Raw genomic sequence first — 25,905 nt, 5'->3', positions numbered from 1 at the left:
GCCGATTAAGTACTAGTTATCCACCTTTGACCAATATAAATATGGTAGAATAGTAAGAAAATTCGTTCGTTTTGAGGGTGGTTATGTGACAGCGGAAATTCCAATCATTGAAACCAAATTTGTGCCGCCTGTTGTAAAGGATTCCTACATTAGGCGTCCAAGCTTAATGAAAAAGATGAGAACGGTTACAGATTACAAATTAGTGATCGTCCATTCGGGAGCAGGCTATGGGAAAAGTACGGCCATCAGCCAATTTTTACAGGATGTACAACCAGAATATTGCTGGTACTCCATCACTCAGACCGATGATGGTCTGATCCCTTTTGTCACCAATATCGTCTATGGAATCCAAAAGCAGATGCCACATTTTGGAGAAGAACTAAGAGAGATGCTCCGGTCTATGGGACAATATATGAAGGAAGATGATATCCACCGGTTAAGTGCCCTGTTTATTAATGAATGTATGAAAATCCCCCACTCCTTCACCATCATTGTAGATGACTATCATCTTGTGGATCATTCCTTTCTCATCAATCAATGGATGGAGAAAGTCATCGAACATTTACCCGGTAATATTCATTTCTTTCTTTCTACACGCACCAAACCTGCCTGGTCCTCATTTATACAGCTTAAGATATCCGGTCAACTGATGGAGATATCAGAAAGTGATTTGTGCCTCAAGAAAGAAGAGGTGGAGTTGCTTTTAACGGGGTTTCATGAAACCATCATCCCTGTATCCCAGCTCGATGCCATTTATGATTTGACCGAAGGCTGGGTCATCGCAGTCAGTATGATCCACTCGCAGCTTAAGGAAAATCCGGATATCCTTACGGTGGAAAAGCAGCATTCCTCCCTGGAAGAACTCTTTCATTACCTGGCCCAGGAAGTGCTCTCCAAACAAACACCCATCGTGCAACAGTTCCTTAAGCAGATTTCGATCCTTGATGAAATCAACGGAAGTACGTGCGAAGTGATCTTTGAACTGCCGGGATCCGAACAGATGCTGAAGCAGCTATCCGAAAAGAATGCTCTCCTACAGGAAATGAAAGGCTCTCATCATTTTCGTCTGCATGCCTTGTTCCAAACATTTTTAGAACGAAGATTGAAAGAAGAAAGCCCAAGGCTCTATCAGGAACTTCATTTGAAGTGCGCCCGATTCTTCGAAGGGAACGGGAATTGGGAGAAAGCCATCTTCCATTATTTGAAAATGGGGAATATCGAGGCAGTGTCCACGATCCTCGTCAAAGAAGCTGAAGGGATGATGAAGGGCGGGCAGCTCGAGACATTGGGGGATTATTTAAAAGGGATACCTGATCATGTAAAGGATCACCATCATTCCCTGTGGTTTTATCAAGGAGAATTTTTTCGCTATCGCTCATTTTATGAAAAAGCAGAAAAAGCCTATACGAGGGGAGTGCAGCTGACAGAAAATGACCCGATTATGTTGAGTAAAGCATATGAAGGAATTGGACGGATTTATTTAGATACGATTCAGCCGGGAAAAGCGCAGCGGTTTTTACTTAAGGCCATTAAATGCCTTGAAGCCGGGGAGCAAGAATATGTGGAAGAAAAGAATCACCTGTACGTGTTAACAGCCGAGAACCTTGTAAACTCAGGAAAGGCGATACAGGCAAAACTTTGGTATGACAAAGGAAAAAGGAACGGATTCATGAAAGAAGAAGGCAACCTCGAAGCAAGGATGCTGCTCAGGACAGGCAAGCTTCAAGAAGCCAAGCAGGTCCTGCTATACAAAGAAGGGGAAAATCAGCTTCCTCAATCACACCGTGAGAAAGAATTGCTACTCTCTCTCATTCAATCGTTCATGGGGAACGGGAATGAAGCCAAATCATTGGCACAGCATGGAATCAGTCAGGGGATAAAAGGGAAATCTCCATTTGTGGAAGCCTGCGGGTGGATCAGGATGGGACATGCGGTCCAGCTGATCAGCGACTATGATACATCCCTGGCAAAAAACTGTTATGAAACCTCGCTAGAATTAATGAGTCAAATCAATGTCTCCAGGGGAAAAGCAGAACCGTATATGGGATTGAGCATTCTTTATGCCCGGATGGGTGAGTTTCAAAGGGCGAAGGAACTGGCCGAAGAAGCGTTGCATGAAACGGAAAAGGTAGAGGACATGTGGCTCTATTCCCTTATCCTGCTCAGTATGGGAATGACGAATTTCTACCGTGAAGAATGGGGAGAGGCAAGAACATGCTTTGACCGGGCGGAGAGGCAATTTGATTCCTGCGGTGACCGATACGGCAAAACGATGACAAAGCTGTGGAAAAGCGCAGTCGCTTATAAAACCGATGATACTGCCTTGTTCTTGGAGAGCATGATCTCCTGTTTGAATGAAGTACAGACAGGGGAATATGAATTTATCTTTTTTAAGCCGACGACATTCGGGCCAAAAGACCTGCAAAGCCTGGTTCCGTTAATCGTGAAAGCTTATCAGGAAGGAATCCATGCTCCGTATTGTCATCAACTGCTAACAAGGTTGGGGTATGATTCGATCCCCTCTCACCCGGGTTATTCCATAAAGGTTCAAACCCTTGGCCGATTTGAAATCCAGTTAGGGGATCAAAGGGTCATTGAGAAGCAGTGGCAAAGGGAGAAGGCAAAGGAATTATTTCAATATCTGCTCATCCATGGAAAGCAATTAAAGAGGAAGGAAGAAATCATCGAAGAGCTGTGGCCGGAAGGGAGTGGTTCCGACCGTGACTTCAAAGTGGCACTCAATGCCTTGAACAATGTATTGGAGCCGAACCGGCAAGCAAGGGGAAAAGCTTTCTTTATCGGGAGGCACCAGGAAGGCTACGGATTGAATTCATCAGCAAATATCGAATACGATGCCGAACAATTTACGGATTGGATCATGGAAGGGTTAAAGGAGAATGATGTGGAAAAGTCCATACAATATCTTGAAAGGGGCTTTCACTACTATAAAGGTGAGTTCCTGCCCGACCGAAAAGGCATGTGGTGGACCGGAAAGGAAAGGGAAAGATTGCAGCTGCTGTACTTGAGGGGATTGGAAAAACGGGCACAGCTTGCTGTCAGAGAGGAAAAGGTAGACGAAGCTCTCGATTACTGCTTCACCATCATCGACCATGATCCCCTCTGGGAGGAAGCTTACAGAATCCTTATGTACGGCTATTATCAAAAAAATAACCGTCCACAGGCCGTTAAATGGTTCAGGCGGTGCAAATCCCTCCTTCAGTCTGAACTTGGTGTAGAACCGATGACGGCGACCATTCAAATGTATGAAATGGTGATGGGAATAGAGAGTGGCGGAAAAGCACTTTAGAAAGGAAAAGGATCCGGTCGGTTTGCGATTGGATCCTTTTTTTGCGTGGAGAGGCATGTATCACCCTGTCTGCCTTTTATTCCCGGCATCAAATTCCATCCTCTTCAGGAAAGCATCCACAAATTCCTTGTCCCACTGTGTCCCCCTTCCTTCTTTCAAGATGGAAAATGCCTTCTCATAAGGCATCCCTTTACGGTAAGGGCGATCAGACGTCATGGCGTCAAAGGCATCGGCGACAGCGATCAATCGTCCGAATACGGGTATTTCGTCGCCTTTTAACCGGTCCGGATAACCGAAGCCATCGATCCTCTCGTGGTGATGCTTAATCCCGGGTAAGATGGGCTGGAGTTCTTCCGTCAACTGGACCCCTTTGACGATTTCTTCACCGATTGCAGGGTGACGTTTGATCTGATCAAATTCTTCATCGGTCAATCGACCTTCTTTTAAAAGCACGTCATCCCTGACCCCGATCTTTCCGATGTCATGAAGCAGTGCCGACTTATTGAGTAAATCGATTTCCTCCAGGGACCATTTACACTGTCTGGCAATCAGAACGGAATATTCCGCCACACGTTTACTATGACCTGCGGTATAAGGATCTCGTGCATCCAATGTGCCTGCCACCACTGCGAAAAATTGGTCGAGAAGCTGCTGGTTCTTCTGATCCCGGAGATTGATGGCTTCCACCATATGGTTAAATCCCGAAAAGAGGTGAGAGAACTCGTCCGTATACGTATTGAGAGAGGGTGCAACATGCCCTTGTTCCACCTTTTCAAAACGGTTGACCAATTCCATTACAGGTCCTTCAATATTTTTAAAAATAAGGATCGCCCCGTAGAAGGCAAGAACCGTAATGATGAGGACAAGGATGCCAGCCCATTTCCAGTAGTCCACTAAAAGAGCAGAGTCCGCGATGGATAAGCGGATCTGTGACGCGAGTGAAAACAGCAGGATCGGGAACAGGGCAAGGAATAGCGATGCGGCCAGGATCTTTTGTTTTAAACTGATAAATAAAGTGGACTCATTGGAAGGATCCACTCCATACCGTACCCTCGCCTTCCGGATCAGATCTACTTGCAGATGGTGACAAGCTTTGAATGTTAAGAAAAATTCGATCAGCGCATGAAGGATCGCCACTAGAAAAGCCCCACACCATGCGTAAAGGATATACGAGTACGGAATGGAAAGAGTGCCTTCATGGATGAACACGACTGTCAGCAAAGTCGACGGCACTGAAAGCCCCAGGAAGTGTGGCAACAAGATCCGTTTTACGGTTAATAGCGGAAATCTTTCTGCTTGTTTATAAGCGGTAACGAGGAATTCCAAATCGATGGAATGGTCTTTCCCGATATAAACGTCTTTCATTGGACGAATATGCTTCCTGTAGACGAGAAATTCAAATCCGAACATCGTGACAACCGAAAGGAAGATGATGCTGCCCATTGCAAGGAACTCATCCTCCTTAAGAGAAAGGGTTTGAAAAATGAACACAGAGCCGACACCGAACACGGCTATGAAACTGCCTAAAAGATAATTTTTGATGATGGTACGCTGAAATCGCTGAAATATCTCCAAGGATGAATCCTCCAATTTCACTAACATTTAGTAGATTCATTATATAGGAAAAAGGGAGGGGGGAACATGGTTTTTATCATCCCAACATAAACAACCATCACCATCACGCACTACTAGACAGCCTACCCGCCCTGTAACTCATTTGTAACTCCCCTCCACTAAGATGAAATCAAAGCTATTATCGCTTTAGTTCAATCTTAAGGGGGAAAAAGAATGAAACGATCATTTAGATGGACGGCTTTCATCCTGATGTTGTCCTGCCTGTTGGTAACGGCAAGTGCCTGCAGTTCGGAAAGCAGCAGTGGATCAGGGGACGGGGATGGGAAGGAACAGGAGACGGTGAAAATCGGGGTGCTTGCCTCCCTGACAGGGGCGCTGGAGTCATACGGTAAGCAGACGAAGCAGGGATTTGAATTGGGTCTTGAGTATGCGACGGATGGAAAGATGGAGGTGGCAGGAAAGAAGATAGAAGTAGTATATGAAGATACAGAAACAAAGCCGGAGGTAGCGGTTCAGAAAGCAACGAAACTATTAGAAGAGGATGAAGTCGATTTCCTGGTGGGATCTTCAAGCTCAGGTGACACCCTGGCCGTGCTCCCTCTTGCAGAGGAATATGAAAAAATCATGATTGTCGAACCTGCCGTTGCGGACAGCATCACAGGATCGGAGTTTAATCCATATATCTTCCGGACCGCACGTAACTCTTCACAAGATGCCGTTGCAGGTGCTGCGGCGATCGCGAAGGATGGGGTGAAGATTGCCACTCTGGCACCGGATTACTCTTTTGGACGCGACGGGGTGGCCGCCTTTAAGGAAGCAGCCGAAAAACTCGGAGCGGACATCGTCCTGGAAGAATATGCCGACCCGGCAGCGACGGATTTCACCTCCAACATCCAGAAGGTCATCGATAGTAAACCGGATTATCTTTTTGTCATCTGGGCGGGAGCCAATTCTCCATGGAATCAGATAGCGGATATGAAGCTTCAGGAAAAAGGGATCAAAATATCAACGGGAGCACCTGATATTGCCGCCCTTTCCGCTATGGAACCCCTTGTCGGGATGGAAGGCTTCAGTGTTTATTACCATGAACTGCCTGACAATGAGATCAATGACTGGCTGGTGGAAGAGCATCAGAAGAAATATGATGAAGTACCGGATCTCTTCACTCCTGGAGGGATGAGCTCGGCAATTTCCATTGTCGAGGCAATCAAGAAAACGGAAGGGGATCTGGATGCCGATACACTTATCGACACGATGGAAGGCATGAGCTTTGAGACGCCGAAAGGGACGATGACGTTCCGTGAAGAAGATCATCAGGCACTTCAAACACTGTACGCCATTAAGCTTGAAAAGAAGGAAGGAGTTCCATATCCTGTACCGGTATTGATCAGGGAACTTTCACCTGAAGAAACAGCACCGCCAATCCGAAACTAAATTGAACGTAAACGAATGAATGGGGGGTGACTGACATGGTGTTATGGCACTTTGTTTACAGTCAGCCCCTTTCATGAAAATCCAAGCGGGGTGAAAGAGTTGAGTATTTTAGAAACCAAGAACTTAAGTATCACATTCGGGGGCCATACAGCCGTGGACAATGTGACATTTTCTGTACCGGAAAAGGAATTCAAATCCATCATAGGGCCGAATGGTGCCGGTAAAACGACACTTTTCAATCTATTAAGCGGACAATTAAAGCCGTCGAGTGGTGATGTGTATCTGAAAGGGCAGAAAATCACCAGGCTGTCCCCGACAAAACGTGCCCGTCTCGGCATCGGCCGTTCCTTTCAAATGACGAATGTGTTTCCAAACTTAACGGTGCTGGAGAATGTGAGATTGGCCGTACAGTCCAAACAAGGAATCCGGTATGTGATGCACAGAAATATAGCCTCATTCAGCGACGTGATGAGCGAATCCCATGAATTACTGAAACTCGTCATGCTTTCAAATAAAGCCGACTCCCTTGCCGTAAATCTTGCTCATGGGGAAAAAAGGAAACTTGAAATTGCCATGCTCCTTGCACTGGATACGGAAATCTTACTATTGGATGAACCGACGGCAGGGATGTCACTGGAGGAGGTACCACAGATTCTGGAAGTGATTCGTGCCATCAAATCCCAGGGAACAAAAACGATTGTCCTCATCGAGCACAAAATGGATATGATCATGGATTTATCAGACAGCATCATGGTGTTATTCAATGGGAGATTGCTTGCTGATGATCATCCGAAGGAAATCATGAAAAATGAGCAGGTGCAATCAGCCTATTTAGGGGGCTTATATGATGAGCACACTGCTTAAAGTAGATCATATTGAAACGTATATCGGGCAGTACCATATCCTCCAGGGAGTGTCTTTTGAAGTGAAGCAGGGTGAAGTAACGGTGCTTCTTGGACGAAACGGTGCGGGGAAGACGACCAGTCTCAGGAGCATCATGGGGCTTACACCACCGTCACAGGGAAAAATCATCTATAAAGGAGAAGAAATCCAGGGGCTCCCAACCTTTAAAGTGGCGGGTAGAGGCATCGGTTATGTACCTGAGGATCAAGGGATATTCGGGGACCTGACAGTGGAAGAAAATATGAAGGTGGCGATGAAGGTCCAGGACCAGGAGACGGAGGATCGCATGAATTGGATCATTGATCTGTTTCCGGATTTAAAGACATTCTGGAAGAAAGCCGGAGGGAATTTAAGCGGCGGTCAGAAGCAGATGCTTTCCATCGCAAGGGCGTACCTAAATAATAATGACCTCATTTTAATTGATGAACCGAGTAAGGGGCTCGCTCCGATCGTCGTAGAGAAAGTCATGCGTTCCATTGAAGAAATGAAGGAAAGAACGACGATCCTCCTTGTAGAACAGAATTTTTTGATGGCGAGCGGGATTGGGGACCGTTTCTATATTATCGACGATGGAACCACTGTCCATCATGGGCAGATGAAGTCATTGGTGAAAGATGAAGAAATGAAACGGAAATACTTAGGAATCGCGTGAGGAGTGAATAGGATGGACCTCATCATTACCCTGGCACTGAATGGGTTGGCGACAGGGATGCTGATCTTTTTGCTTGCAGCAGGCTTGACACTCATATTCGGGTTGATGGATGTATTGAATTTTGCCCACGGCGGTTTGTTCGCATGGGGCGCTTATAGCGGAGTATGGATCTACACCGTGACAGGAAGCTTTGTGATCGGCATCATCGGAGCGGTTGCAACGGGATTGGTATTAGGTTTTGTGACGGAGAAATTCATTATACAGCCTGTGTATGGAAACCATGTGCAGCAAATCCTCATTACTCTGGGCTTCATGCTCGTCCTGTCAGAATTATTGAAAGTGGTATGGGGACCGAATCAGCTATCGGCCACTGCGCCTGACTATTTAGCGGGAAGCTTTTCGATCGGGGATATTATTGTCATTAAATACCGTGTCTTCATTATCCTAATCGGCCTCTTCATTTTCACGATTGTGCAGTTGGTTTTGAATAAAACAAGAATCGGTTTGATCGTCCGGGCAGGGGTCATGAATAAAGAAATGGTTGAAGCGTTCGGGATCAATATCAAGAGAGTGTTTATGTATGTATTCTTGGTCGGGTCTGCGCTTGCTGCCCTCGGCGGGATTCTCCTTGCGCCCTATTCGGGTGTCATTTATGCCGAAATGGGCATGGAATTCGCGATCCTCGCCTTCATCGTCGTGGTGATTGGAGGGATGGGGAGCTTTCCAGGTTCATTGTTCGCAGCCATCTTAGTTGGATTGTCAGGCTCGTTCATGACCTATTATGTCCCGGAACTGTCCCTCGCCGTCAATATGATCTTAATGGCTCTCGTACTCATATTCCGTCCACAAGGGTTATTTACAGTAAAGGGGTGAGGAAGTGAAGATTCTCAAAGACAGATCGAACGTATTTTTAGGGATGGCATTGATCATCTTGATCGTTTACCCATTTTTCAACGATTCAAGAAGTATGATGATTCTTCTGACGCAGGTATTCATATTCGGCATTTTCGCCATGAGTTACGATCTCCTGCTTGGCTATACAGGAATCGTCTCCTTTGGGCACGCCATGTTCTTCGGGATCGGTGCGTATTCCACAGGGATCTTTCTCGACCGGATGGAGCCGACCATGTTTTGGCTCGTGATCTCAATCCTTGCGGCATCCTTCATAGCGGGAATCGTCAGCTATGTCGTTGGACTCTTGACGTTACGCCTTAAGAGTCATTTCTATGCCATGCTGACCCTGGCCTTCGCAGGTTTGTTCCTTGTCGGTGCGGAAAAGTGGAGAAGCCTGACCTTCGGGAATGATGGATTTACGTTCCGGACACCGGATGTATTGAAGGATCGTCTTGTCTTTTACTTCGTTTGTCTCGGTGTCATGGTCCTCATTTTTCTGTTATTAAAAAGGTTCACCCACTCTCCGGCGGGATCCGTTCTCCAGGCGATCCGTGAAAATGAGCAGAGAGCGGAATCGATCGGCTTCCAGGTCCTTCATTACAAGATTTTAGCCAGTGTGATAGCCGGAGTGATAGCAGGATTTGCAGGTTCTTTGTACGGCTTGTCCTTACGCTTCGTGAATACCAGTGTATTCACCATGGATGTGACCCTGGATGCATTATTGATGACCATTATCGGCGGGGTGGGGACCCTGATCGGACCGATCGTCGGTGCAGGGTTGATTGAATTTGCCCATCACTATCTGACTGAGCTCGCGAAAACGTATCCGATCTTTGAACGATGGATCATTTTTTTCGGTATTCTTTATATCCTGGCCGTGATGTTCTTCCCGGCCGGGATCGTCGGCTCATTCAGGAAAATCAGTAGGAGAAGACGGGCAAAAGAAGAAAACAGAGAAGAGAAAAACATCGCAAGCTAAAAGGGAGGATCTTCATGACAGTCGGTATGCTCAGTACAGGGATGTATTTACCCTCATCCACTATGACAAGTAAAGAAATCGCAGAAAAAGCAGGACTTCCGATTGAGGTTGTAGAAAGCAAAATGGGGATTAAAAGGAAAACGGTTCCACATCCTGAAGACCATACATGTGCCATGGGCATTCTGGCGGCAAGAGAAGCCATTTCAAAGGCCGCCATCGATCCCAAGGATATCGATGTAGTCATCTACATTGGTGAAGAGCATAAAGAATATCCACTCTGGACCGCTGGTATCAAGCTTCAGGAAGAAATCGGAGCGTACCATGCCTGGGCATTCGATGTTGCACTGAGATGCGGAACCACCATCATGGCCATGAAACTGGCAAAAAGCCTACTGGAAACCGACCCCGCCATTAGAACAATTCTTATGGCAGGAGGCTATCGCAACAGCGATTTCATTGACTATGAAAATAGCAGGACACGCTTTATGTTCAACCTGTCAGCAGGAGGCGGGGCAATGATTCTACAACATAACCTGAAGAAAAACAGGGTATTGGAAACATCCATCATCACCGACGGCTCGTTTTCAGAAGACGTCATTGTTCCCGTTGGAGGAACGAAGGAGCCTCTGACAGGGGAGTCCCTCCACCGTTATAAGCTCGATGTGACCGATCCTGATGGAATGAAAAGAAGATTGGAACAGAAGTCCATGGATCACTTCCTGAAGGTCATACGTGAATCGGTATATAAGAGTGGCTACGAAGAAAAAGATATCTCTTATGTCGCCATGCTGCACATGAAGAGGTCCGCCCACCTCTATGTATTAAAGGAATTGGGGCTCACGGAAGAGCAATCCATCTATCTGGAGGAATACGGCCATATCGGGCAATTCGATCAAATTCTATCACTACGATTGGCAGAAGAAAGAGGCAAGCTGAAGGATGGCGATGTGGTCGTCCTCGTCAGTGCCGGTATTGGATACGCATGGGGAGCGACCACCATGGTCTGGGGGAATTCTTAAAAGGGGGATCTACGTTATGACAATCGTTCTATTAAAGAAAGTATTGCTTGGAAATGGAGAAACTCTCGCTTATCGGGAGCGAAGCGGGGGACATATTCCCCTCGTTCTAGTGCATGGGAATATGACGTCATCCAAACACTGGGATATCGTCCTGGAAAATATGGATGGGCGTTATAAGATTTATGCGGTTGATATGAGAGGATTTGGAGAATCCAGCTATCATTGGGAGATTGCAAGTATCAAAGATTTGTCTGATGATCTGAAGGATTGGGTGGACGTGCTTGGTCTCAACGGATTTTCAATGATGGGATGGTCCACAGGAGGGGTGGTCGCGATGCAATATGTCATTGATCATCCCGATGATTGCAAGAATCTAATCTTACTCGCGTCTGCATCTACCAGAGGTTATCCATTTATGGGGACGAAAGAAGATGGCACACCTGATTTGGGAAAACGCCTTCGTACGATGGAAGAAGTGAAATCGGACAAAGGAAAGACGATTCCCGTTCAAGCCGCATATGACGGAAATGACAGGGATTTCCTCCGTGGTCTTTGGAATGCCCTGATCTATTCCCATAACCAGCCTGAGGCAAGACGCTATGAAGAATATATCGATGACATGAGAACCCAACGGAATCTCGCTCATATTTATCAAGCGCTTAATACGTTCAATATAAGTGGTGTATACAATGGTCTGGTGGAAGGAACAGGTAAGGCAAGCGCGATTTCCATACCCGTCCTTGTCATCAGGGGAGAGCGGGATTATGTCATCACGAAGGAAATGACAGAGGAAATCATCGAGGATATAGGAGAAAACGCTATATTTGTCGAATTAAAGAATAGTGGGCATTCACCGCTCATAGACGATTTGGATCAATTGCTCGACACGATCCATTCGTTTTTGCATACGAAGGAGGAAATGGCATGAGGCTTCTCGGGAAAGTCGCAATCATCACTGGTGCAGCCAACGGGATCGGATTTGCTGCAGCTGAAACATTTGTAAACGAAGGATGTCATGTGGCCCTGGTGGACTTCAATCAGGAAAGCGGGGAAGAAAAAGCTCGCCAGCTGAACGAATTGGGGAAGGGAAAAGCCGTCTTCTTCCAAGGGGATGTGGCCGACCGCTCTTCGGTGGATTCATTCGTGCAAGGGGTAAAAGAGCAATTCGGAAAGATCGATATTTTAATCAATAACGCGGGAATCACGAGGGACGCTATGGTTCATAAGCTTTCATCAGAAGATTTCCAGAAGGTCCTGGATGTCAATTTAACAGGTGTATTCAACTGCACTCAGGCAGTCCTGCCGCATCTGATCGAAAATGGCAAAGGGAAAATCATCAATACGTCTTCTGTCAGCGGGGTTTACGGAAACGTCGGTCAGACCAACTATGCTGCAACGAAGGCCGCGGTCGTTGGGATGACGAAAACATGGGCAAAGGAGTTAGGTCGCAAAGGGATCAACGTCAATGCCGTCGCACCGGGCTTTACCGAGACGAACATGGTGGCTGCCGTACCGGAAAAGGTCATCGATCAAATGAAAGCGATGATTCCACTCGGCAGATTAGGGAAGCCGGAAGATATCGCAAAGGCCTATTTGTACCTTGCATCGGACGATAGTGACTATGTGAATGGCACCGTCCTCCATGTTGATGGCGGAATCATGATGTAATCAGACACGAAAGGGAAGTGACAATATGAGAAACGTAGTAATCACATCGGCTCTTCGTACGCCGGTTGGCGCATTTGGGGGAGCGTTCAAGGACCTGCTACCGACAGACTTGATCGTACCCGTAATGAAAGAAGCCGCAAAGGAAAGCGGGTTATCGGCAAGTGACATTGATGAAGTGATCCTTGGGCATTGCATCCAAAGGACCGATCAGCCTAATACGGCCAGAACGGCTTCCCTGCTTGCCGGTTTTGATGACTCAACGACGGGCTTTACAATCCAACGTCAGTGCGCAAGCGGCATGCAGGCTATCATATCGGCAGCCATGCAAATCCAAACGGGCTTATCCGATATCGTCCTGGCTGGCGGAGTGGAGGCGATGAGCTCGAGCCCCTATATATTAAAGCAGCACCGATTCGGACAAAGACTGCAACACGGAGAAATCCGCGATTCGGTTTGGGAGGTGCTTGAAGATCCCATTCATGGCATCATGATGGGGGAAACCGCTGAAAACCTTGCGGAGATCCATTCCATTTCCCGCGAAGAGCAGGATCGATATGCGGTGCTGAGTCATGAGCGGGCAGTGAACGCAATGGAAAAGGGGTACTTCGATACGCAGATCGTACCGATTACGGTGAAGGAGCGAAGAGGGGATAAAATCATTGAGAAAGATGAAAGTCCCCGTGCAGGACTGGATTTCGGTAAACTGGAGAAATTGAAACCGGCGTTCCGAGAAGGGGGATCTGTTACAGCAGGGAACTCGTCCAGCCTGAATGACGGTGGAGCGGCTTTAATCTTAATGAGTGAAGAAGAAGCCGACAGGAGAGGATTACAGCCACTCGGAAGAATCGTCGGTTATTCAGTGGCAGGCGTCGATCCCAAAGTGATGGGAATCGGTCCGGTACCTGCCATTCAAAAAGGATTACATACTACGAAAAACTGGTCCATGAATGAAGTCGATCTATTCGAAATCAACGAGGCGTTTGCTGCCCAGTATTTAGCCGTGGAGAAGGAACTTGGACTGGACCGGGAAAAGGTGAATGTGAATGGAAGCGGGATCAGCATCGGTCATCCCGTCGGTTGCACAGGCGCCCGACTAGTCGTATCATTGCTCCATGAAATGAAGCGCCGTGAATTGAAAAAAGGAATTGCGTCACTTTGCGTGGGCGGAGGCATGGGTGCTTCGGTTTTCGTGGAAGGAATGTAGCAGGGAAAGTGCCGGTCCATGAGTGGGCCGGCACTTTTTGCGTTGCTGAAATGTACCAAAATCACCAGCTGCACCTTGTGAAATTTGACTCATTTTCCCTTATTTACATAAAATTTACCCTATAATGACAATCGATATTGTACGCTAAATGTGTAATGCATTCAAAGGAGGCGAAGCAATTTGAAATCTATACACAACAAAGTCATCGGTATTTTTGCCATTGTATTTATTTTTACGATTGCGTGCAGTCAGGTATCCCCGAGTCAAATGAGTGCTGCAGGAAATGGGACGTGGAATTCCCCTTATACGGTGGACCAGGCCATTTCAAATCAAAATGGATCCACACAGTCCGTAGAAGGGTATGTGGTCGGGCAGCCGACATCTGAATCATCGGTTGTCACAAATCAATTTCCGAACGATTATGCATTGGCATTAGCGGATTCCCCGTCAGAAGCCGATACAAATCAAATGGTGTATGTCCAAATTCCATCTTCTTACCGTTCAAGCTTTGGTCTTCAGAGCAACCCGGGACTCATGGGTGAAAAAATCAAGGTGACGGGCAGCTTGACGGCCTATTTTTCCCACCCGGGAGTGAAGTCGACATCGGCGTTTGAATCGATGGAAGGCGGGGAAGCCGATCCAACCGATCCTCCAACGGAACCAACCGACCCACCGGCTTATGAAGAATATTACAACACAGCTGAAGGGAAAACGGGTGAAGCACTGAAAACCGCACTACATAACATCATCGATGACCATCAAACCCTTTCATACGATGCTGTGTGGGGGGCGTTGCGGAATACGGATGAAGACCCCAACAATCCCAATAATGTCATTCTCCTTTACTCGGGACGATCACAATCGAAAACAACAAACGGCGGCGGAGTGAACGATTGGAACCGTGAACACGTGTGGGCTAAATCCCATGGTGATTTCGGAACGGCTCAGGGGCCGGGGACGGACCTTCATCATTTAAGACCCACGGATGTGACGGTCAACTCTACAAGAGGAAACCTTGACTTCGATAATGGTGGAAACGAGCAGAGTGAAGCTCCTGGAAACTATTATGATAGCGATTCATGGGAGCCTCGTGATGAAGTGAAAGGCGACGTGGCACGGATGATTTTCTACATGGATGTCCGCTATGAAGGGGACAGTGGTGAAGTGGATTTGGAAATGAACAATAATGTCAACAACGGAAGTGCCCCTTATATGGGCAAAATGTCTGTACTTCTTGAATGGAACGAAGAAGATCCCGTTGATGAAAGGGAAATCCGCAGGAATAACATTATCTATGAACAGTATCAAGGAAATCGAAATCCATTCATCGATCACCCCGAGTGGGCAGAAATGATCTGGTAAAGCGTTTGGGCCCGGAGTCTTCCGGGTCTTTTTTTTCGTTGAAGGAGGCACGGCCTGTAACTCATTTGTAACCTCTGATCCTTATGATGGATACAACTACCAAAAGGAGGAGATGAGTATGGAAGGAGTCACAGATTGGTTGCATAAGCGATCAATGATCTCTCCTGATCGGATTGCGTTACTGAATGCTGCCACGGACGATAGGATTGATTACCGTACTTTAGATGACAGGGCGTCTAAGTGGGCTAGATATATGTGTGATCACGGGATTGTGAAAGGGGACCGTGTAGTTTTCATATCCACGAATCATACGATCTGCTTTGAGATTTTGTTTGCTTGTGGAAAGATTGGGGCTGTGTTTGTTCCACTCAATTGGAGGTTAGCGCCAGCTGAGATTGAATCGATTACAAAGAATTGTACCCCGAGTCTCCTATTTTATAAAAAAGAACTTCAACTCCTCGTTTCTTCAATTTCTAAATGTTGCCCGCAACTCTGTATAGATGATGTTGCAGGGGAAGTTTACTCAGTGGACAAAGGTATGTCATACTCTCCTATTCTCTCACTCTCTGATCCCTGGCTGATGATTTATACAGGAGGCACGACCGGGAGTCCAAAGGGGGTCGTCCTTTCACACAAATCAGTGACGTCAAATGCCCTGAATACAGTGGTGAGCTGGAATTTAATCGAAGAAGATTGCACCGTGACGTATTTGCCTACTTTTCATACGGGTGGATTAAATGCTTTATCGATTCCCCTTTTAATGATAGGGGGAAGGGTCGTGGTCGCTGAGAGGTTCGATCCGGAACAGGTCATTCTTGCTATAAATGAATATGGATGCAGCATTGTTCTCCTTGTACCGACCATGTATCATCTGCTGATGGAAAAGGACGAATTCAAGTCTACCCTTTTCCCGAAGATGAAGGTGTTTTTATCCGGGGGAGCCCCTTGTCCAGGGAAAGTATATGAATTTTTTAAAGAAAAAGGGATTCCCTTTAAGGAAGGGTATGGTTTGACAGAAGCTGGGCCGAATAATTTCTACATTGACCCTTCCCGTATGAAAAAGGGTTCGGTGGGGAAAGCGATGATGTTGAACCGGGTGAAGGTCATCGATGACGAGGGGAATCCTGTCGGCCAGGGGGAAGTCGGGGAGCTTTTATTAGGAGGCGATCATTTATTCAAAGAATATTGGAAGAACCCTGAACAAACACAAAAAGTGATACAAGACGGATGGCTTCATACCGGGGACCTGGCGAAATTTGATGAGGATGAAGATTACTACATTGTCGGCCGGAAAAAAGACATGATCATTTCAGGCGGTGAGAATATTTACCCTCAGGAGCTCGAACACTGGATAAGCGAACATCCTGACGTTTCCGAGTGTGCGGTGATCGGTTTGCCGCATGAAAAATGGGGAGAAGTCGTCACGGCCTTTATTTCGTTACAAAGAGGTGCTGGTATAACAACGGAGGATGTGAAGTCATTTTGCTTGCAGAAGTTCGGCAAGTATAAGATCCCCAAGGACTATCACTTTGTGAAAGAATTACCGAAAACCGATGTGGGCAAAGTCAATAAACAGGCGTTGACAAAGCTTTTACAGGGGCAATAAAGGAAAAATGACGGCACATCTCGAATGACATATGACGAGGTGAAAATGATGAAACGGTTATTATCCGGTACAAGAATATATCTATCAGGATTTCAGGAAGAAGACGTTTCGGCTATAAGGGAATGGAATGCAAATGAAGAAGTGCAAAGACTATTGGATGCCCTCCCCCATAAACCGAAATCAGAAGAGGAAATCAAGAAATGGATGGGTGAATCCGGTGACAAAGCCTATCGTTTTGCCGTCCGTCTGAAGGATGCCGGCAGGATCATCGGATTTGTTGAGTTGGACGGAATTCTGTGGTCACATCGAGTGGGATGGGTCTCGATTTCCATCGGTGACGAGCAGTCATGGGGAAATGGATACGGCAGGGAAGCCATGCAGTGCCTCCTGGCATACGCCTTCCATGAGTTGAATTTACACCGTCTTCAGTTAACGGTATTTTCGTATAATGAGAGAGCGATCCGTTTATATGAATCAATGGGATTCGTGAAAGAAGGAAGCTTCCGTCAGTTCCTGCAGAGAGACGGGAAACGTTATGACATGATCCTGTACGGGTTATTGGTGGATGAATGGAAAGAAGGATGAGGGTGTCCTTCTTTTTTTTTATGGGGTGAGGAGTGGCGCTAATCACCCGTCCCCCACCTCTTCCGCCCCTCATATAACAAGACCCCCATCCATGCATGAAATAAAAAGCATCCCACTAACAGAAACAGCGATTGTACATAAGTCAGATGCATAATGACCAACGGTGCCACGCTGGTCCCTCCTAATAATAGGAAGGAGTAGAGGCTGAGTGCCTGGCTTCGTCCCTTTCCGCTCATATTTCCGATCAGGGTGATGACGGTGGGGATCAATAAGGAGATGGCCGAGACAAAAAGAATGGAGGAAAAAATGATGATGATGGGTTCGTGATCATATGCAAACATGAAAGCAGCCGCCACACTTATCAGCGATAGAGCGACTCCGATAAACAGAGTTTTGTAGATTCCGAGTGCCTCCATAAGACGGCCGGTGAAAAGGGATAAACCGGCTCCGATCAGACCTACTGCCCTGGTGAGGAAAAGCAGGCCAGGCTCATCTGACATGTAGCGGGTCAAGCTGTCATAATAGGCGATGAATGTAGCGAGAAGGGTGAAGACGATTCCGTAACAGTAAAGGAGTTCTTTTCTCTTAAGCAGCTTCACGATGGTGGCGAGTTGTTGTGAGGGTGAAACCGATAAAGTGTTTGTTGGTGGAAGCGCCTCGTTTCCGATTAGAAAAAGGGAAGCGTACACCACCGCGAAAAAGAAGAACACTGCAGCCCAGCCGGAGAAGTGTGTGATTCCTTCGCTGAGCAACTGACCGAGGATGCCGGCAAAGAGAAATCCTGAATTGATGAAGGCCAGAAGCAGGGTCCGATGTTTTCCTGAAAACAAATCATACGTATAGGCAAACGCGACAGGTGCAAAGCTCCCCAGACAAAATCCCTGCAATCCCCTCGTGATAAATAAACTCCAAAAGTCTGCAGATAGCCCAACGAGTCCTGAAGAAACGGCAGATGCAAGCATCCCCCAGACGAGGATCTTTTTTTTGCCGAAGTGGTCTGCGGCATTGGCAAAGGTTAATAATCCGCATGCGTAGAGAAAGATAAATGAAGTTCCGGCCATGACGACTTCACTTTGCGGAATGGAAAGAGTGGCAGAGATGCTTCCATAAATGGGGATGAAGGTGTAAATATTACAAGCCACCATCACGGCCATCACAACCAGGACAGCAGCAATTCTGTTGAAATGTGGATTCATGATGATATCACCTACCTATCTTTACTGTATGCGGATGTTTCAAATATTTTCAATCAAAATTGAGACGGGAAAGATTCGTGGTTGTGTACTATAATGAACCTATACAAAAATTCATAAACCCTCTTGGGTAGAATAGAGAGAATATAAGAAAAGGAGTGAGAGGATGTCTGTACGTTTTATTCTCGGACGCTCCGGTACGGGAAAAACCCATCACATATTGGATGAGATGAAGAAGAGTTTGTTGGAAGCCCCGAATGGAGATCCAATCATCTATATCGTACCGGATCAAATGTCCTTTATATCTGAATACGAGCTCGTAAACACGCCGGGATTGAATGGTATGATCCGCGGACAGGTGTTCAGCTTCACCCGCCTTGCGTGGAAGATCCTCCAGGAAACCGGTGGAATGAGCCGTTATCACCTATCTGATGTCGGTTTGAATATGATGATCCGGAAGATCATAGACGAAAACAAGGAGAATCTCCATATTTTCACCAAGGCATCGGACAAGCCGGGATTCATTCATCATGTTGAAACGATTGTCAAGGAGTTCAAACGCTATTGCATAACGCCCGCGGACCTCCAGGGATTCGAGGGAGACAATGATCGCTCCAAGGTACTGAAGGATAAGCTTCATGACCTTGAACTGATTTATGAGAAATTTGAGGAAAAGCTTTTCGGAAAGTACATTGATTCGGAAGATTATTTTCAACTGCTGGCTGATCATGTGAAAAACTCCGACCTTCTGAAAGAGGCAGAGATCTACATAGACGGCTTTCATAGTTTCACTCCACAGGAATACCTCATAATCGATCAGCTCATACAATATACAAAAAAAGTGACGGTTGCCCTTACAACGGATCCCGGGCAGCCAATTGATGCCATGAACGAGCTAAGCCTGTATCGGATGACAAACGAAACCTATCATACCCTTCAGGATATATGCAGGGTCGCAGGGGTATCGGTAAATGAAGAGGTGCTCCATAAACCGATCCGCTACAGAAGTGAAACGATGCTTCATTTAGAGCGTCATTTTGAAGATCGGCCAACGATTCCCTATGAGGGAGGAAAGAGTGCCATTGAATTCCTCGAAGCGTCCAACCGTCGTGCTGAGGTTGAAGGAATCGCAAGGGAGATCAGAAAGCTTGCCCGGGAAGAAGGGTACCGTTACAAGGATATCGCCGTATTGGTTCGGAACAGTCAGGATTATCGTGATAAGGTCGAAACGATTTTTCAAGATTATGCGATTCCCTTTTTCCTTGATCAGAAGCGGACGATGCTGAACCATCCTCTCATCGAGCTCATTCGCTCCACACTTGAGATCATGAACACGAACTGGAGGTATGAGCCGGTTTTTCGGGCAGTGAAAACAGACCTTTTATTTCCATATCAGAAAAATCCCACTGATTTGCGTGAAAAAATGGACCGGCTGGAGAATTATGTGCTCGCTTATGGAATAAAGGGAGACCGGTGGACGAAGAAAGACCGCTGGAAATATCGTCGCTTCAGGGGCCTTGAACATGTGGACGCCCCGCAGACCGACCGGGAGAGGGAGCTTGAGCACGAGATCAATGAATTACGGTTATTTATCTCGGCACCGATCATCCGACTGGGGAAACGATTAAAGAAACGCGCTACGGGACGGGAATACTGTGAGGCCCTTTATCTTTATCTGGAAGAGCTGGATATTCCGGCAAAGCTTGAACGGATGCGCATGGAAGCAGAGGAAAAAGGGAATTTGATCGCAGCAAGGGAACATGACCAGGCGTGGTCGGCAGTGATGGATTTGCTTGATCAATATGTAGAGATGCTTGGTGATGAAGACACGACCATGAAGAAATTCTCATCCATCCTTGATGCAGGGATTGAAACGATGGAATTCTCCTTAGTCCCCCCTGCCATTGATCAGGTCATTATTGCAGATCTCGAGAAATCCAGGCTTGGGGATATCAGAGCCGCGTTCATCATTGGAGTGAATGACGGGGTCCTCCCTGCGAAAATGAATGAAGACGGAGTCCTGTCCGATGAAGATCGTGAGTCATTGATCACAAGGGGATTCAAGATCGCACCGAGTAACAGGACGAAGCTGTTGGATGAAGAGTTTGTGGCGTATAAAGCGTTCACGACTCCGGCCGAACGCCTTTTCATCAGCTATCCCATCGCCAATGAAGAAGGAAAGGCACTCTTGCCTTCTTCGTTCATTAAGAGATTGAATGAAATGTTCCCGGATGCACATACAAAGCTTCTCATCAATGAACCGTCAGAACTAACCGAAGAAGATCAGCTTCATTACGTCTGTCATCCGAATGTGACGATTTCCCATTTGACGTCGCAGCTTCAGTTAAAGAAGAGGGAGTATCCGATCCATGACTTCTGGTGGGATGTGTACAATTTTTATACTGAGTCCAATGAATGGAAATGGCATGCCGGGCATATCCTGTCGAGCCTTTTTTATGAAAATCGCGGAAAGCAACTGTCAGAGGATACGAGCAAAGATTTGTACGGAGACCACATCCTTGCCAGTGTTTCCCGGATGGAGCTCTTTCACAGCTGCCCATTTTCACATTTTGCCAGTCACGGATTGAAGCTCAGGGAACGGGATTTCTTCAAATTAGAGGCACCGGATATCGGTGAGATGTTCCACTCGGCTTTAAAGTGGATCTCAGAAGAAGTCGAACGTCATGGACTCACTTGGGCATCACTCTCGAAATCCCAGTGTTTGCAGTTGGCGAAAGAAGCGGTCCTGATGCTCGCACCGAAGCTGCAGCATCAGATCTTATTAAGCTCGAACCGGCATTATTATATCGCTCAGAAGCTTGAGCAAATCATAGGCAGGGCGAGCCTCATCTTAAGTGAACATGCAAAGGCCAGCGGGTTTGTGCCTGTCGGGGTGGAACTTGGATTCGGTCCACAGGCGACTCTGCCGCCGTTCCAGTTCCAATTGAGAAATGGGACGAAGATGGAGCTGCAGGGAAGGATTGACCGGGTGGATAAAGCGGAGGATGCAAACGGGGTGTATCTCAGAATCGTCGATTACAAATCGAGCGCAAGGGATTTGGATATGACGGAAGTTTATTACGGTTTGGCCCTGCAAATGCTGACGTATTTGGACATTGTGTTAACCAACTCAAAACAGTTCGTCGGAAAGGAAGCGAAGCCTGCCGGTGTACTTTATTTCCATGTTCACAACCCGATGATCAACAGCAAGAAGATCCTGACGATGGATCAAATCGAGAACGAGATTTTTAAGAGCTTTAAGATGAAGGGACTCGTCCTTGGAGATTCCGACGTTGTCAGATTAATGGACCAGACGCTCGATACGGGGAATTCCGATATCATTTCAGCAGGGATTAAGAAGGATGGTACGTTATCTTCCCGTTCGAAGGCGGCTTCAGGTGAAGACTTCCATTATATGCGTCAACATGTCAGAAAGCTTTATGAAGCCTCCGGGAACCGGATCATCTCAGGAGAGACGGATATAGCTCCATATAAGCTGAAAGACAGGACTCCGTGTCAATTTTGTTCGTTCCGTTCTGTCTGTCAATTTGATCAGTCGTTGGAGGAAAACGAGTACAGGGTGCTGCCGACAGCGAAACCGGAAGATTTATTACGGAAAGTGAGAGAGGAGGCAGAATCCAATGAATAAAGACAGTATTCCAGTCAAACCGGATCATGTTACATGGACGGATGATCAGTGGAAGGCCATCTGGGCAAAAGGCCAGGATATCCTGGTCGCTGCAGCGGCAGGGTCGGGTAAGACGGCTGTCCTGGTAGAGAGGATCATTCAGAAGATTCTCTCAGAAGAAGACAGGATGGACGTGGATGAATTATTGGTTGTTACCTTTACCAATGCTTCAGCGGCTGAAATGAGACATAGGATCGGCGTGGCGCTGGAGAAGGCAATCGATGAGGATCCCCATTCCCGTCATTTAAGGAAGCAGCTCAGTTTACTGAACCGGGCCTCGATTTCGACCCTGCACTCCTTTTGCCTAGAAGTGATAAGAAAATACTATTATCTCATTGATATCGATCCTGGATTCAGGATCGCAGATGAGACAGAAGGCGACCTGCTTCGGGATGAGGTCCTTGACGAACTTTTTGAAGAGGAATACGGCAAAGAAGATAATCAGGACTTCTTTAGGCTCGTCGATACATTTACGAACGACCGGAGTGACGGGGCCCTGCAGGATATGATCAGGAAGCTGTATGATTTCTCCCGCTCCCATCCGAACCCCGATGAGTGGTTGAGAAGTCTCAAAGATCTGTATGAGGTGGAGGAAGGGAAGGAAATCGATCAACTCTCCTTTATTGAGCCTCTTCTGACAGATATCCGATTACAGCTTCATGGTGCAAAAGGCTTATTTCAGCGTGCTCTGGAACTCACCCGTGTGCCGGGGGGGCCTGGTCCGAGAGCTGAGAATTTCTTAAGCGATATCGAGATCGTCGAGAGCCTGGAGGAAAGTCTCGCAACTTCCTGGAACACTTTATTTGAAACGATACAAACCCTGCCCTTTACGAAGCTGAAAGCATGCAGGGGGGACGATTATGATAAAGAAATAGTGGATGAAGCGAAGAAACTCCGGGATCAAGGAAAGAAAACTCTGGAAAAGCTTCAGGAGGATTTCTTTTCAAGAAGACCCGGTTCATTCCTTGAAGATATGCGGAAAATGAAGGACGTGATCCATACCCTGGCGGAAGTGGTGATCGAATTCGGTAACCGTTTCAGGGCAGTGAAAGAAGAAAAGGGACTCGTCGATTTTGCCGATTTGGAACATTTTTGTCTCGACATTTTAAGGGACCCTGCATCTGATGTGTTGGTCCCATCAGAAGCAGCGAATCTTTACAAGAATAAGTTCAAAGAAGTACTGGTGGATGAATACCAGGATACGAATATGGTTCAGGAATCCATTCTCCTTCTCATTACCGAGGAACGTGAAGAAGTTGGAAACCGGTTCATGGTGGGGGATGTAAAGCAATCCATCTACCGTTTCAGATTAGCGGAACCGAATCTATTTTTAGGAAAGTATACCCGTTTCCTGCCGGAAAGAGGGGAAGCCGGATTAAAGATCGACCTTTCCCAAAACTTCCGAAGCCGTAAAGAAGTGCTAGAAGGGACGAACTTCTTATTTAAACAGATCATGGGTCCATCGGTCGGTGAAATGGAATACAACAAGGAAGCCGAACTTGTAAAGGGTGCTCCGTATCCGGAAGAAACGGAATATCCGATTGAAGTGGCCATCATCGATCAGGAAACGGAGGAACCGTCAGGTGGTGGAGATGAAGAGGGGTTGTCCATCTTTGATGAAGGGGATATCGAGAAATCGGTCCTTGAAGCCCGTTATATGGCTAACAAAGTGAAAAGGATGATCGAAGAGCGGACACCGGTCTATGATGCCAAAACGAATACCGAGCGTCCGATACAGTACCGTGACGTCGTCATCCTGCTTCGCTCCATGCCTTGGGCGGCAGAAATCATGGAAGAATTCAAGCGCCAGGGAATACCGATTTATGCAAATTTATCTACAGGATATTTCGAGGCAACCGAGATTGCCATTATGCTTTCCCTGCTGAAAGTGATCGATAATCCATACCAGGATATCCCCCTTGCTTCCGTTCTAAGATCTCCGATTGTCGGACTCGATGAGCAGGGTCTTGCCAGTATCCGGATCCATTCCAGGGCAGGGACGTATTACGAAGCGTTGAAGATATTTGCCAGTGAAAAGCCGGGCAATCCCCGTGAAGAAGAAACATTTGAAAAGGTCAAAGTGTTCCTTTATCATCTTGGGAACTGGCGGACGAAGGCAAGGCAGGGATCTGTGACAGAATTGATCTGGCAATTGTACCGGGATACCCGATTCTATGACTATGTAGGAGGGATGGCCGGTGGGAAGCAGCGTCAGGCTAATCTCAGGGCTCTTTATGACCGTGCCCGGCAATACGAAGAAACTTCCTTCAGGGGATTATTCCGGTTCCTGCGATTCATTGACAGGATGAGGGAAAGGGGAGATGACCTCGGAGTGGCGAGAGCCCTGAGTGAACAGGAAGATGTGGTACGGTTAATGACGATCCACTCCAGTAAAGGCCTTGAGTTCCCCGTCGTATTTGTAGCCGGGACCTCTAAACAATTCAACCTGATGGATCTGAATGCAGCATACTTATTGGATAAAGACCTTGGATTGGCTGTGAAATATACCGATCCGGCCAAACGGATCAGCTACCCGTCCCTTCCCCAATTGGCGTTCAAGCGGAAGAAGCGGATGGAGGCGATCTCGGAGGAAATGCGGGTGCTGTATGTGGCCTTGACCCGGGCCAAGGAGAAGTTATATCTGGTCGGCACCGTGAAAAGCCTGGAGAAATCGCTGAAGAAATGGCGGGGGGCTTTAAGCCAGACAGATTGGTTATTATCTGATTATGACCGGGCCGGGGCGAGTTCTTATCTTGATTGGATAGGTCCGTCCCTCATGCGTCATCCACAGTGTGGGGAGCTTAGCGCCTCAGGAATCGGCTTGATGAATGAAGAGATTCTCAATCACCCTTCCTGCTTTCAGATCTCGAAAATTCATCAATCCGAGTTGATCGCGGACGAGGATGAGGAAATGAATGAAGAAAAAACATGGCAGGAGAAAGTAAAGAATGGTGAAGTGGTGGATATTGTGTCTTCCCATCAAGAAGAGGTATTAGAGCGTCTGTCGTGGGAATACCCTCATATACGTGCTACAAACCTACGTTCAAAACAGTCGGTTTCAGAGCTGAAACGGATGGTTGAAGTACGGGATGAAGCCTCAAGTATTGATATCCTGAGGCAGCACCATAAGCCTGTGTATAATCGACCTCAGTTCATGCAATCGAAGGAACTGTCCCCTGCGGAAAAGGGAACAGCCATGCACACAGTCATGCAGCATATTTCTTTTGACGATGGGGTGCCGACAGAGGAAAAGGTTGAAGATCTTTTATCAAGGCTTGTCCAGAAAGAAATCCTGACGGAAGAACAGAAACTGGCGGTGTCAGTCGAACACATCGCAGGCTTCTTCAAGAGTGGACTTGGTCAGAGGATGGCAAACGCCCGGGATATAGAGCGGGAAATCCCATTCAGTATGAGCGTCCCCCTTAGTGAAATATCGGAAACGGGTGAAGAAGCACCTGAAGAAACCATACTTGTTCAAGGGGTCATCGACTGTGTATTCAGGGATGAGTCGGGGATCGTCCTGTTGGATTACAAGACAGACGGTATCCATGACCGCTATCAGGGCGGGTTCACTGAAGCGAGGCCAGTCCTTGAAGAAAGGTATAAAGTACAAATCGAATTATACACCCGGGCACTGGAATCCATATGGAAGGAACCGGTAGCAGAAAAGTATCTGTATTTCTTCGATGGAGGACATGTGTTGGAGTTATAAAAGGAAACACTTCGGAGCATTAGCTTCGAAGTGTTTTGTTAAAAGAATATCTGAACGATCACTCGAAATCGTTCGGATTAATCATTTAGCTGTTTACATTAATACTTTCACTTTTAGATGTAGC

At 46.9% G+C, this 25,905-nt stretch carries 17 protein-coding genes; 15 read left to right on the top strand and 2 right to left on the bottom strand.

Annotated elements, in window-relative coordinates:
• Window positions 1–85: 85 nt before the first annotated feature.
• Entirely contained in the window at window positions 86–3,307 is a 3,222-nt protein-coding gene (locus tag BVI01S_RS19060; RefSeq protein WP_061811237.1) for an AfsR/SARP family transcriptional regulator, read from the top strand.
• A gap of 60 nt (window positions 3,308–3,367) precedes the next feature.
• Here BVI01S_RS19060 and BVI01S_RS19055 read toward each other — a convergent pair whose 3' ends face one another.
• On the bottom strand, window positions 3,368–4,882 hold the full coding sequence (locus BVI01S_RS19055; protein WP_156477360.1) for an HD-GYP domain-containing protein: 1,515 nt from the start codon (window positions 4,880–4,882) through the stop codon (window positions 3,368–3,370).
• Between the two features lie 213 nt (window positions 4,883–5,095).
• On the opposite strand from BVI01S_RS19055, the gene BVI01S_RS19050 reads away from it, so the two are divergent.
• The 12 genes from BVI01S_RS19050 to BVI01S_RS18995 all read left to right on the top strand — a co-directional run bounded on the left by BVI01S_RS19050 (window position 5,096) and on the right by BVI01S_RS18995 (window position 17,188).
• A complete protein-coding gene (locus BVI01S_RS19050; protein WP_061811235.1) occupies window positions 5,096–6,316 on the top strand; it encodes a substrate-binding domain-containing protein in 1,221 nt (406 codons plus the stop codon).
• A 51-nt stretch (window positions 6,317–6,367) separates the two neighbouring features.
• Window positions 6,368–7,180 carry an ABC transporter ATP-binding protein gene (locus BVI01S_RS19045; RefSeq protein ID WP_244886958.1) on the top strand — a complete coding sequence of 271 codons (813 nt, stop codon included), beginning with the start codon at window positions 6,368–6,370 and terminating at the stop codon, window positions 7,178–7,180.
• Complete coding sequence (locus BVI01S_RS19040) at window positions 7,164–7,871, top strand: ABC transporter ATP-binding protein (RefSeq protein ID WP_061811234.1); 708 nt, start codon at window positions 7,164–7,166, stop codon at window positions 7,869–7,871. Before BVI01S_RS19045 ends, BVI01S_RS19040 begins: the two co-directional genes overlap by 17 nt.
• Window positions 7,872–7,883: 12 nt before the next feature.
• Window positions 7,884–8,744: a branched-chain amino acid ABC transporter permease gene (locus BVI01S_RS19035; protein WP_061811233.1), complete on the top strand. Its 861-nt coding sequence runs from the start codon at window positions 7,884–7,886 to the stop codon at window positions 8,742–8,744.
• A 43-nt stretch (window positions 8,745–8,787) separates the two neighbouring features.
• Entirely contained in the window at window positions 8,788–9,744 is a 957-nt protein-coding gene (locus tag BVI01S_RS19030) for a branched-chain amino acid ABC transporter permease (protein ID WP_061811240.1), read from the top strand.
• A 14-nt stretch (window positions 9,745–9,758) separates the two neighbouring features.
• Window positions 9,759–10,763, top strand: coding sequence for a 3-oxoacyl-ACP synthase (locus BVI01S_RS19025; protein WP_061811232.1), 1,005 nt, complete (start codon window positions 9,759–9,761; stop codon window positions 10,761–10,763).
• A 16-nt stretch (window positions 10,764–10,779) separates the two neighbouring features.
• A complete protein-coding gene (gene phaZ / locus BVI01S_RS19020) occupies window positions 10,780–11,691 on the top strand; it encodes an intracellular short-chain-length polyhydroxyalkanoate depolymerase (protein ID WP_061811231.1) in 912 nt (303 codons plus the stop codon).
• Window positions 11,688–12,431 (top strand): 3-oxoacyl-ACP reductase FabG, encoded by a 744-nt coding sequence (gene fabG / locus BVI01S_RS19015; RefSeq protein WP_061811230.1) that lies wholly within the window; start codon window positions 11,688–11,690, stop codon window positions 12,429–12,431. The genes phaZ and fabG overlap by 4 nt, the downstream gene beginning before the upstream one ends.
• A gap of 25 nt (window positions 12,432–12,456) precedes the next feature.
• Window positions 12,457–13,635 (top strand): thiolase family protein, encoded by a 1,179-nt coding sequence (locus BVI01S_RS19010; protein ID WP_061811229.1) that lies wholly within the window; start codon window positions 12,457–12,459, stop codon window positions 13,633–13,635.
• A 267-nt stretch (window positions 13,636–13,902) separates the two neighbouring features.
• A complete protein-coding gene (locus BVI01S_RS19005; RefSeq protein ID WP_082804783.1) occupies window positions 13,903–14,997 on the top strand; it encodes an endonuclease in 1,095 nt (364 codons plus the stop codon).
• Between the two features lie 118 nt (window positions 14,998–15,115).
• Window positions 15,116–16,603, top strand: coding sequence for an AMP-binding protein (locus BVI01S_RS19000; protein ID WP_061811228.1), 1,488 nt, complete (start codon window positions 15,116–15,118; stop codon window positions 16,601–16,603).
• Window positions 16,604–16,648: 45 nt separating this feature from the next.
• Complete coding sequence (locus BVI01S_RS18995; RefSeq protein WP_369690896.1) at window positions 16,649–17,188, top strand: GNAT family N-acetyltransferase; 540 nt, start codon at window positions 16,649–16,651, stop codon at window positions 17,186–17,188.
• Window positions 17,189–17,226: 38 nt separating this feature from the next.
• Here BVI01S_RS18995 and BVI01S_RS18990 read toward each other — a convergent pair whose 3' ends face one another.
• On the bottom strand, window positions 17,227–18,384 hold the full coding sequence (locus BVI01S_RS18990) for an MFS transporter (RefSeq protein ID WP_061811227.1): 1,158 nt from the start codon (window positions 18,382–18,384) through the stop codon (window positions 17,227–17,229).
• Window positions 18,385–18,547: 163 nt separating this feature from the next.
• Here BVI01S_RS18990 and addB point away from each other — a divergent pair, with 163 nt between their 5' ends.
• Complete coding sequence (gene addB / locus BVI01S_RS18985) at window positions 18,548–22,030, top strand: helicase-exonuclease AddAB subunit AddB (RefSeq protein ID WP_061811226.1); 3,483 nt, start codon at window positions 18,548–18,550, stop codon at window positions 22,028–22,030.
• Window positions 22,023–25,781, top strand: coding sequence for a helicase-exonuclease AddAB subunit AddA (gene addA, locus BVI01S_RS18980; RefSeq protein WP_061811225.1), 3,759 nt, complete (start codon window positions 22,023–22,025; stop codon window positions 25,779–25,781). The genes addB and addA overlap by 8 nt, the downstream gene beginning before the upstream one ends.
• Window positions 25,782–25,905: the final 124 nt, after the last annotated feature.

Source organism: Rossellomorea vietnamensis NBRC 101237, from assembly GCF_001591825.1.
GTDB classification, from domain to species: domain Bacteria; phylum Bacillota; class Bacilli; order Bacillales; family Bacillaceae_B; genus Rossellomorea; species Rossellomorea vietnamensis.
This window is presented reverse-complemented; position numbering and strand designations above follow the sequence as displayed.